The organism is Parablautia muri, from assembly GCF_009917485.1.
GTDB classification, from domain to species: domain Bacteria; phylum Bacillota; class Clostridia; order Lachnospirales; family Lachnospiraceae; genus Suilimivivens; species Suilimivivens muri.
In genome coordinates this window covers 262,311-273,558 of the sequence record NZ_QZDT01000001.1, presented here as the reverse complement: position 1 = coordinate 273,558, position 11,248 = coordinate 262,311, and the positions used below count along the sequence as shown (strand labels likewise).

The following is an 11,248-nucleotide window of genomic DNA, read 5'->3' as shown; positions in this document are numbered from 1 at the left end:
ACTCTTACATATATCAATAACTGTAAATTTATGCTAAACCCTTTTTATTATCATCTATCGCAACCTTTCGGTTAAATTCGTTCATCGCCTGATCGGTCTCTCCCTTCAACATCATTTCCGCCGCCTTTACCGCTTTCTCTACTCCCTCTTTCATAACAGTCCTCTCCTCTTTAGAAAAATGTCCCAACACATAGTCTGCCAAATCGTACTCCTTAGGCTTTTCCCCCACGCCAACACGTATTCTTCTGAAATCGCTACTGCCTAGATTTTGAATAATGTTTTTGAGTCCATTATGCCCTCCGGCGCTTCCTTTTTTCCTTATCCTTATCTGCCCTGGCGGCAAATTAATGTCATCCGAAATAATAATCAGTTCCGTCTCATAATCTATCTTATAGTAATCGGCTAATGGCCGAATGCTCTCACCGCTTAAATTCATAAATGTAAGGGGCTTAACCAGTATTACCTTCTGCCCGTTAATGATTCCTTTTCCGGTCATGGCTTTATTTTTAATGTCCATTACAGAAATATTATACTTATCCGCTAAAACATCTATCACTTCAAAACCAATATTGTGTCTGGTATTATCATATTCCTTTTTCGGGTTTCCAAGTCCTGCTATTATAAACATTATTTAACCTCCTGCATATCGCAGATCGCGCTAGTGATATTACCCGGCAATCAATGTTATTGTATTACCATTGCCTTTCTTTCTCAAAATGCTACCCTGCCATCATAACATATTGCAAAGCCAAAAAACAAGTCACCTCTTACCTCATATAAAAATGCCGCCTGATAGCGGCGCTTAAGATGAAAAGATAAGGCCAGAAACTTCTTTCGAATTCCTGGCCCAAATCTTACAAATAGTCATTTCAATTATACACCTTTAATTTACAGATCATAATACATCATAAATTCCGCCGGAGTAGGAATTTCTCCGGCCCTCTTTGCCTCCGCTCTCTTACGCTCAATCCATACCTCAATCAGCCTTTGTGGAAATACACCGCCCTCTATCAGATAATCATGATCTGCCTCCAAGGCATCCAAAGCTTCCTCAAGAGACTTGGGCAGCCCTTTAATTTTCTTCTGCTCCTCTTTAGACAAGGTATAAAGATTAAAATCATAGGGTCCCCAGCCATTTGCAGCAGGGTCAATCTGCTTCTTGATGCCGTCTAATCCTGCCATTAAAATTGCCGCATAAGCATAGTAAGGATTGGCAGTTGCATCCGGATTGCGCAGCTCAAAACGTTTCGTCTCAGGAGATTTCGCATAAGCAGGAATCCTGATAACCGCGCTGCGGTTAGAGGTTGCATAGCCGATAGTCACAGGCGCTTCATAACCCGGAACCAGACGTTTAAAGGAATTCGTAGAAGGATTCGTAAAAGCACACAAGGACGCAATATGGGACAGTAATCCTCCAATAAAATAATGAGCAGTCTTACTTAAACCGGAATAACCTTTTTCATCATAGAAAAGAGGCTTTCCGTCTTTCAGCAGGAGCATATGCACATGCAGGCCGCTTCCTGCCTCCTGGTAAATAGGCTTGGGAAGAAAAGTTGCTGTTTTTCCCTCCTTAGCTGCCATATTTTTGATAATATACTTGGTAATCATTGTGTTGTCCGCCATTTGCGGCATATCCGCAAGCTCCACTTCAATTTCCATCTGGCCTGGGCCTCCCACCTCATGATGGTGGTATTTTACTTTGATTCCCCAGTTTTCCATTTCCATACACATCCGGCTGCGCAGATCATAGCCTACATCCTCAGGCGCTGCAATATGGTATCCGCCCTTATGAGGTACTTCATAACCATTGTTGCCCTCCGTATCAAGACGGCAGTTCCATGCCGCCTGTCTTGTGTCAATTTGATAAGCGCACTGCTTGGGCGATACTTCATAGCGCGCGCTGTCAAACAGATAAAACTCAAATTCCGGTCCAATCACCATTTGGTCCGCAATACCGCTCTCTTTCATATATTCCACAGCCCGAAGGCTCACATTCTTAGGATACTGGTCAAAAGGCTGGTTTTCCCCCTTCCCAATCACGCACACGTTGCCGCACATAGTTAATGTAGGAACCTGTGCAAAAGGGTCTACATACATGGTATCCGGATCCGGCAAAAATACCATATCGCTTTTCTCAACCGGCGCATATCCATAGTTAGACCCATCAAAACCAATTCCATAAACAAACACATTTTCATGAAACCGCTCCACCGGTATCGTAATGTGACGCCAGCGTCCGTCAATGTCTGTCATTTTGAAATCAATCATGCGAATCTTCTTTTCTTCACATATCTTTCTGATTTCTTCACTTCTGTTCATATCCTCTCCCTTTCTTTCCTGCATTTGCTTTGAATACTCCCATTTCCTAAAAGTCAGCAGCTCTACTGCCTGCAGTACTGCCACCAATAAAGAGTTTAGAAGTTTACTTCCAAACCTGCCAGCTCCACCTGACAGTTTTCTTCGTACAAAAGTATAACATACCACCGACTGCCTCCGCAACCTGTCAAGAAATCAAAATCTGGCTGAATTGTTACGCCTAAGCAATACTTCCGGCTGACCTCCGAAAAGAGCTATGGCATTGCAGCCAAATCCTTAATAACTTCCCCTGCCATAATAAGCCCTGCCACTGAAGGAACGAATGCATTACTTCCAGGCGTCTGCCGCTTCTTTGTGTGCCTGTGCGCATTTTCACAAAGAGCTTCATCTCCGTCACCATTGCCGACTATACCCTCTAGCGGCACAAGGGCAGGCTCTTTGGAATAGACTACCTTAAGACTCTTTATCCCTCTCTTTTTCAATTCCCGCCGCATTACTTTTGCTAAAGGACACACGCTGGTTTTATAAATATCTGCCACTTCAAAGGCTGTGGGGTCGATTTTATTCCCCGCACCCATGGAACTGATAATAGGCGTTCCCGCTTTTTTTGCCTGTATCACAAGCTCAAGTTTCCCTGTCACAGTATCTATTGCGTCCACAATATAGTCATACTGCGTAAAATCAAACTGACAAGCCGTCTCAGGCAGGTAAAAGGTTTTATATTTATGAACCACCACCTGCGGGTTAATCTCTTTCACCCGCTGGCAGGCTGCATCCACCTTATACATTCCTATGGTAGTGGTAGTGGCAATTAATTGTCGGTTTAAGTTGGATAGACACACCTTATCATCATCGATAATATCTACCGTACCCACACCGCTGCGCACCAGAGCTTCTAGCGTATAGCTCCCCACACCTCCCAGACCAAAAACTGCCACTCTGGCGCCGGATAGCTTCTTCATAGCCTCGGCGCCAAAAAGCAGTTCCGTTCGTATAAATTGTTCCCTCATTTCGCTTCCTTTCCAAAACATACATAATACAAATCAGCGTCCTTTAGTCCATGGATAACGTCATTACAGTTTTAACAATCACATCAAATTGTCTGAACCCTTATGTTAACGACAACATGCGGCAGATTGCTCCGCCGCATGTCACTGTCCTTTTTATACCAAAAATATCCGGCAAACTATAAATCTTCGCCTATCTTATTCCCGCTTGAAGTTAATTGTTTTTTTCTTTATCCGCCACTTTTTTAGGTAATACCACCTTGTCCAAATGCCATACTTCATCCACATATTCCTGAATCGTTCTGTCGGAAGTGAACTTTCCGCTGCATGCAACATTCAAGATGGCGCTCCTTGCCCATCCCTTTTCATCGCGGTATGCCTGCTCTACCTTCTTCTGGGCTTCAGCATAGGCCTTAAAGTCTTTTAAGATAAAGTACATATCAGCCTTGTTGGTACTGATTGTATTAAGAAGGGAATTGTAAAGGGTTCTGAACCTGTCGGGATCATTCGGCGCAAAGGTTCCGTTGATCAGCTGCATCAAAACTCTTCTTACGTCAGGGTCATTATTAAAAATTTCCGTAGGATCATATCCTCCGTTGTTCTCATAATGAATAACCTCATCTGAGGTAAGTCCGAAAATAAACGCATTTTCTTCGCCTACTTCCTCTACAATCTCTACATTTGCACCATCCATGGTTCCGATGGTCAGGGCCCCATTTAACATAAATTTCATGTTGCCGGTACCGGATGCCTCTTTACTTGCGGTAGAAATCTGCTCTGATACATCTGCCGCCGCAAAAATAAGCTCCGCATTGGATACCCTGTAGTTTTCAATAAATACCACCTTGATTCTTCCCTTGACCACCGGGTCGTTATTTACCACATCCGCCACGGAATTGATCAGCTTGATGGTCATTTTAGCATTATAATATCCCGCTGCCGCCTTGGCGCCAAAGATAAAAGTCCTGGGATAAAATTCCATCTCCGGATGATCCTTAAGCTGGTTATATAAATACATAACATGAAGAATATTAAGCAGCTGACGCTTATATTCATGCAATCTCTTAACCTGCACATCAAAGATGGAACGGGGGTCTACTTCGATTCCGTTATGCTCTAAAATATACTGGGCCAGACGCACCTTGTTCTGATACTTGATATTCATAAATTCCTGCTGGCACTTTTCATCATCTGCATAAATCTTCAGCTTATTGATTTTAGAAAGGTCCGTGATCCAGTCACTTCCCACATGGGCCGTTACCCAATCTGCAAGAAGGGGATTTCCATGAAGCAGGAAACGCCTCTGGGTAATACCATTTGTCTTATTATTGAACTTCTCCGGCATCATCTCATAGAAATCTTTAAGCTCCTGATTCTTTAAGATTTCCGTGTGAAGTCTGGCCACCCCGTTTACGGAAAAGCCTGCTGCAATTGCAAGATGGGCCATCTTGACCTGTCCGTCATAGATAATTGCCATTTTACGTATCTTTTCCTGATTGCCGGGATACATTTCCTGTATCTTTATAATAAATCTCCTGTTGATTTCTTCAATAATCTGATAAATTCTGGGCAGCAGTCTTGAGAACAATTCAATAGGCCATTTCTCTAAAGCTTCCGCCATAATCGTATGATTGGTGTACGCGCATGTCTTAGTGGTCACATCCCATGCCTCATCCCATGTGAGATAATATTCATCCATAAGAATCCTCATAAGTTCCGCCACCGCCACAGTCGGATGCGTATCATTGAGCTGGAAGGTAACCTTTTCATAGAATTTCTTTATATCATCATGCTTTCTCATATATTTGGCAATTGCCTCCTGCACAGAAGCTGAGATAAAGAAGTACTGCTGTTTCAGGCGCAGCTCCTTGCCCGCATAATGATTATCATTAGGGTAAAGCACCTCCACAATATTCCTTGCCAGATTTTCCTGTTCTACGGCCTTTCGATAATCTCCCTTGTCAAAAGAATCCAGATGGAAACACTCTATCGCCTCTGCATCCCAGATACGAAGGGTATTTACAATGCCATTGCCATAACCGACAATCGGAAGGTCATACGGAATTGCCTTTACGCTTTGGTAGCCTTCCTGCACAAAATTGCTTCTTCCATTTTCATCAATACGCACATTTACATAGCCGCCAAATTTAACCTCTTTGGCATATTCAGGTCTTCTAAGTTCAAAAGGATTACCATCATCCAACCAGTTATCCGGTACCTCTACCTGATACCCGTCCCTGATTTCCTGCTTAAACATACCATAGCGATACCGGATACCGCAGCCATAAGCCGCATATCCAAGCGTTGACAGGGAATCCAAAAAGCAGGAGGCAAGACGTCCCAGACCTCCGTTGCCAAGGGCCGGATCCGGTTCCTGGTCTTCAATCACATTCAGGTCTAAGCCCAATTCATCCATTGCCTCTTTTACCGGCTTATAAGCCTGCAAATTAATAATATTATTACCCAAGGCGCGTCCCATCAAAAACTCCATGGACAGATAGTACACCGTCTTAGGATCCTGCTTGTCATACTCCTTCTGGGTATTTAACCAGTTGTCGATTACCACGTCTTTAATTGCATAGCCCACAGCCTGAAAAATCTGCTGGGGTGTAGCTTCCTCCAAGGTCTTTCTATACAAAGTCTTTACATTATAAAGTACGCTTCTTTTAAACAATTCCTTGTCAAAAGCATTTGGTGCCGGTGTCTCCTTCTTTTTGATCATCACTCTCTCCTTCCACTTTATCCTGATTCAAGCCAATCCCTGCATCAATCTGCCGGGCATTGACCGGCGTTGCATGCATCAAATATATCCCCTAACACAACTTCTATATCTGATCCATCACCCGCCAATAAAAATTACCCTCGTAGATTATACTACAAATCTCATAAAATCACAAGTTTTACCATTTTTATGCTACAATTTCCACGCCAATGGTAACCTTCTCCCCATTCACATTCCATTCCTTCAAAGAAGCCAGCTCCCCGTCCACAAGAATCTCATCTGCCAGTACTTTTTCGCAGATCGCCTCTTTGTTGGCGTCCACAATCCCTGCAACCTTTGCATTTCCATTGATCGCCACCTTGATATGGTCCATCACTTCAAACCCCGCGTCCTTGCGCATGGTCTGAATTTTACTGATAACTTCATACACAAAGCCTTCCTCAATCAGCTCCGGCGTAAGATTGGTATCAAGCACAACCGTCACATGATTATCTGCCTCTGTCACAAGGCCCGCCTTCTGTGCCACATCAATCAGCAGATCTACCTCTCCAAGGGAAATTTCCACGCCATTTACTTCAAACTTAAGCTCTCCCTTATCCTTAAGCTCCTTCATAGCCTGAGTACCGTCCACTGCAGACAAATATTCCCTGATACCGCCAAGCTGTTTTCCATACTTAGGCCCTACCGTCTTTAGCTGGGGCTTGAAGCTGTAGCTTGTAAGATCACTGACATCTTCCTTAAACACTACTTCTTTTACATTCAGCTCATCCTTGATAATATCCGTAAAATACGTATCAAGCACATGAGCCGCCTTTACATACATTTTTCCGATAGGCTGGCGGTTTTTCATACTTGCCGCGTTGCGGGCTGCACGTCCCATCACCACAATGTGCAGCGCTTCTTCCATATTTTCTTCCAGCTCCTTATCTATCATAGCCTCCTTTGCTGTCGGATAATCACACAAATGAATACTTTCAGGCGCATTTTTATCATTGCTTCTTACAAGGTTCTGGTAGATTTCCTCTGTCATAAAAGGAATCAGCGGCGCTGCACACTTACAAATCTCAACCAGCGCTGTGTACAGGGTCATATAAGCGTTCACCTTATCCTGCTCCATTCCCTTTGCCCAGAAACGCTCACGGCAGCGGCGCACATACCAGTTACTCATCTCATCCACGAAGTTATCCAATACCCTTGCCGCCTCGGGAATCCTGTAATTATCCAAATGGCCGTCCGCTTCTCTGATTGCCGTATTTAATTTTGACAAAAGCCATTTATCCATAACCGGAAGTTTATCATATTCCAACCCATATTTCGTTGCGTCAAAATCATCAATATTGGCATAAAGGATGAAAAATGCGTAGGTATTCCAAAGCGTGCCTAAGAATTTACGCTGTCCTTCCATAACCGCTTTTCCATGAAACCTGTTGGGCAACCACGGCGCTGAGTTGATAAAGAAATACCAGCGTATTGCATCCGCTCCATAAGCCGCAAGGGCCTCGAAGGGATCAATGGCATTGCCCTTGGATTTACTCATCTTTTGTCCGTTTTCATCCTGTATATGGCCTAAAACAATTACATTTTCATAAGGAGACTTGTTAAACAGCAAAGTAGACTCCGCCATCAGAGAATAAAACCAGCCCCGGGTCTGATCCACTGCTTCGGAAATAAACTGAGCCGGAAATTGAGACTCAAACAGTTCCTTGTTCTCAAAAGGATAATGGTGCTGTGCAAAAGGCATGGCCCCTGAGTCGAACCAGCAGTCAATTACCTCCGGCACACGCTTCATTATCTTGCCGCATTTCGGGCAGGCGCAGGTAATTTCATCAATATACGGCCTGTGCAGCTCCACCGTCCTTGATGCCGGATTGCCGCTTAATTTCTCCAGTTCTTCCCTGGAGCCAATGGCATCCTGATATCCGCAGCCTTCACATTCCCAGATATTTAAAGGGGTACCCCAATAGCGGTTACGGGAAACACCCCAATCCTGTATATTTTCAAGCCAGTTTCCAAAACGTCCCTCACCGATTGATTCCGGAATCCAGTTTACAGTCTTATTATTGCGCACCAAATCATCCCGCACTGCCGTCATCTTAATAAACCAGGACTCTCTTGCATAATAAATCAGCGGGGTATCGCATCGCCAGCAGAAAGGATAATCGTGCTCAAATTTAGGCGCATCAAACAATTTACCTTCCTTGTCAAGGTCCACCAAGATAACAGGATCGGCATCCTTCACAAATTTGCCCCCATAAGCGGTTTCCTGGGTCATATTACCCTTGCTGTCAACAAACTGTACAAAGGGCAGGTCATACTTGCGCCCTACCTGAGCGTCATCCTCACCGAAGGCCGGCGCTATATGAACAATACCGGTACCATCCGTCATGGTAACATAATCGTCACAAGTTACAAAATGTCCCTTTTTGTTCTGCTTTGCCGCCGCTTCTCCTGCACAGGCAAACAAAGGCTCATATTCTTTATACTCTAAATCCTTTCCTTTGTAGGTTTCCAAAATTTCGTATGCGCTTTCACCTTCCCCGGCAAGCTTTCCTAAAACATTATCAAGGAGCGCCTGGGCCATATAATAGGTGTAACCGTCTGTCGCTTTTACCTTTACATAAGTTTCCTCCGGATTCACGCACAGGGCCACATTAGAAGGCAGCGTCCATGGGGTTGTAGTCCATGCCAGAAAATAAGCATCCTCCCCTGTCACCTTGAAGCGGACTACCGCCGAACGTTCTTTTACCGCCTTGTACCCTTGCGCCACTTCGTGGGATGAAAGGGGCGTTCCACATCTGGGGCAATAAGGCACAATCTTAAATCCTTTATAGAGCAGTCCCTTTTCCCAAATCTGCTTAAGGGCCCACCATTCCGACTCAATAAAATCATCATGATACGTTACATAAGGGTCATCCATATCCGCCCAGAATCCGACCGTACCTGAGAAGTCCTCCCACATCCCCTTATATTTCCATACGCTTTCCTTACATTTTCTGATAAAAGGGTCAAGGCCGTACTCCTCAATCTGTTCCTTGCCGTCCAGTCCAAGCAGCTTCTCCACTTCCAGCTCCACCGGAAGTCCATGGGTATCCCATCCTGCTTTTCTGGGAACCATATTTCCTTTCATCGTACGGTATCTGGGAATCATATCCTTGATGACACGGGTCAGCACATGCCCAATATGCGGCGTACCGTTTGCGGTAGGAGGTCCGTCATAGAATGTGTAGGTAGGGCACCCCTCCCTGTTTTCCATACTTTTCTTAAAAATATCGTTTTCCTTCCAAAACTTCTCGATTTTCTTCTCCCGTTCTACAAAATTAAGGTCTGTAGACACTTTTTGATACATAGCTTTCTTCCTTTCTTCTTAGTTTTATAATCGGGTAAACGCCATCATGTGCATTTTACAGGTCAACCAATCAACTACCATGCGCCTTCCAGGTCATCCTATGCAAAAATCCCCGTCCGTAAAAAGGACGGGGATATACTTCACCTTAACCACCTGTTTACCCATACGCACCGATTACACTACGGCTTAATATGCTTTCCCATAACGGAGGATTCCGGCAAAACTTACTTGCCAAAGGCTTTCAGTCCGCAGCTTGGAAGTGATTTTCACCATTTTTCTACTAATACCGGTTCCCACCTATCCCAGCTCTCTGCCATGTTCGAAAAAGGCTACTGTCTTCGTCATTGCCTTTACTTTTTAAAAAGTACAACATTTTCCTATACTTTGTCAACCCCCTGCTCCACTCTTTTCCTTCTTAATCATTAATAACATATTTCTTTTTCCAAACATCTTTTCTCCAGCATGTGAAAAGTATCAGAAAAAATCCATGGACGCACGCTTTTTTGTGATGTACAATAAAGCGGAAAGGAACAGTGTATATTTATGAAAGACAAAAATGAAGAACATACTTATCTCGAAATCAATGGCAGCTTTAAAATGCGTGAGTTAGACAAAAGTGATTTGGAACAGTTCAACGCCCTGCTCCAATACGCATTTCAGGTGACTACCTACGATTTATTTCAAACCGGATGGAAACAAGAAGAAATCAAATACGCCAAAAGGCCCATTTTGGAAGAAGCCTATGTACTGGGCTGGTTTTACGGAGAAAAACTGGCTTCCATGATCGTTGTCTATTCCATGAAAATAAATATTTACGATGAAATCATGGATATGGGCGGCATTACCGGCGTTGCAACCTATCCTGAATACACCGGAAAAGGGCTGATCCATTCCCTTATGAAACACGCGCTTAACTACATTCACGAACAGGAAATGCCTATTTCCTTCCTCTATCCTTATTCCATTCCCTTTTACAGAAAGATGGGATGGGAAATCGTCTCTGATAAGTTATCCTTCACCGTAAAGGATACCCAGCTTCCCAAAACACGGCCGGTAGGCGGAATGGTGGAGCGGGTCAGCCTTGATTCGGAAGACTACCACAATGTACATTCTTATTTTGCCCTGCAGCGCCATGGATGCCTGATTCGGGATAATTTATCCTGGGAAGAATATTGGCGTTGGGATAATGACGACATGATTGCCGCCGTCTACTATAATAAAGAACATAAGCCCTTAGGTTATGTGGTTTACTATATTGCCAATGATATTTTCCACATAAAAGAAATGGTATACTTAAACATTGAAGCAAATTATGGGCTATGGAACTATATCAGCGCCCATTTTTCCATGATTGAACAGGTTCAGGGCGATAATTATTCCGGAGAACCTATGGCTTATCTGTTCGAGGACAGTGAAATCACAGAAACCATTTCTCCTTATATTATGGCAAGAATCGTAAATGTGCGGGCTTTCCTGGAAGACTATCCTTATCAGATTCAGCCGGAGGATTTCAAGCTTCATTTCAAAGTACATGATGAAATGGCCCACTGGAATGAGGGCGATTACATGGTTTCCTGGCACGATGGCGAAACCATCTGCGAGCAGGTGGCGGATAACCAGTCTATTAATGTGGTGGAGCTTGATATCAATACCTTAACCACCATGCTGATGGGATATAAACGTCCTTCTTATCTTTATGAGCATGAAAAATTAAACACCGAATACTACATGCTGACCTGGTTAGAACGTTTAATACCTGTAGAAAAGCCATATTTCTCCGATTATTTCTAAAAGTCTAAAACCCCGCAGCTTTGCTGCGGGGTTTTGACCTTCGCCGCATTCGCCAAATGTCCGCTT

7 protein-coding genes are annotated in these 11,248 nt (G+C 43.9%); 1 reads left to right on the top strand and 6 read right to left on the bottom strand.

Features of this window, described 5'->3' with window-relative positions; all coding sequences use genetic code 11:
• Nucleotides 1–28 precede the first annotated feature (28 nt).
• The 6 genes from pth to ileS form a co-directional block, all read right to left on the bottom strand.
• Nucleotides 29–628: an aminoacyl-tRNA hydrolase gene (pth, locus tag D5281_RS01285; protein WP_160558325.1), complete on the bottom strand. Its 600-nt coding sequence runs from the start codon at nucleotides 626–628 to the stop codon at nucleotides 29–31.
• 260 nt (nucleotides 629–888) lie between these two features.
• Nucleotides 889–2,319 (bottom strand): type I glutamate--ammonia ligase, encoded by a 1,431-nt coding sequence (gene glnA, locus D5281_RS01280; protein ID WP_160558475.1) that lies wholly within the window; start codon nucleotides 2,317–2,319, stop codon nucleotides 889–891.
• Between the two features lie 251 nt (nucleotides 2,320–2,570).
• Nucleotides 2,571–3,326, bottom strand: coding sequence for a tRNA threonylcarbamoyladenosine dehydratase (locus D5281_RS01275; protein ID WP_160558324.1), 756 nt, complete (start codon nucleotides 3,324–3,326; stop codon nucleotides 2,571–2,573).
• 211 nt (nucleotides 3,327–3,537) lie between these two features.
• A complete protein-coding gene (locus D5281_RS01270; protein WP_160558323.1) occupies nucleotides 3,538–6,045 on the bottom strand; it encodes a glycogen/starch/alpha-glucan phosphorylase in 2,508 nt (835 codons plus the stop codon).
• Nucleotides 6,005–6,127, bottom strand: a complete 123-nt coding sequence (locus D5281_RS25350) for a hypothetical protein (protein WP_277935105.1) — start codon at nucleotides 6,125–6,127, stop codon at nucleotides 6,005–6,007. The genes D5281_RS01270 and D5281_RS25350 overlap by 41 nt, the downstream gene beginning before the upstream one ends.
• A gap of 105 nt (nucleotides 6,128–6,232) precedes the next feature.
• Nucleotides 6,233–9,391 carry an isoleucine--tRNA ligase gene (gene ileS, locus D5281_RS01265; RefSeq protein WP_160558322.1) on the bottom strand — a complete coding sequence of 1,053 codons (3,159 nt, stop codon included), beginning with the start codon at nucleotides 9,389–9,391 and terminating at the stop codon, nucleotides 6,233–6,235.
• 543 nt (nucleotides 9,392–9,934) lie between these two features.
• On the opposite strand from ileS, the gene D5281_RS01260 reads away from it, so the two are divergent.
• Complete coding sequence (locus D5281_RS01260; RefSeq protein ID WP_160558321.1) at nucleotides 9,935–11,182, top strand: GNAT family N-acetyltransferase; 1,248 nt, start codon at nucleotides 9,935–9,937, stop codon at nucleotides 11,180–11,182.
• The last annotated feature ends 66 nt before the right edge of the window (nucleotides 11,183–11,248 follow it).

Bases quoted from the DNA above. Each gene is read 5' to 3' on its own strand.
- ileS (WP_160558322.1), bottom strand. From the start codon at position 9,391: ATGTATCAAAAAGTGTCTACAGACCTTAATTTTGTAGAACGGGAGAAG.
- pth (WP_160558325.1), bottom strand. From the start codon at position 628: ATGTTTATAATAGCAGGACTTGGAAACCCGAAAAAGGAATATGATAAT.
- D5281_RS01270 (WP_160558323.1), bottom strand. From the start codon at position 6,045: ATGATCAAAAAGAAGGAGACACCGGCACCAAATGCTTTTGACAAGGAA.
- glnA (WP_160558475.1), bottom strand. From the start codon at position 2,319: ATGAACAGAAGTGAAGAAATCAGAAAGATATGTGAAGAAAAGAAGATT.
- D5281_RS01275 (WP_160558324.1), bottom strand. From the start codon at position 3,326: ATGAGGGAACAATTTATACGAACGGAACTGCTTTTTGGCGCCGAGGCT.
- D5281_RS01260 (WP_160558321.1), top strand. From the start codon at position 9,935: ATGAAAGACAAAAATGAAGAACATACTTATCTCGAAATCAATGGCAGC.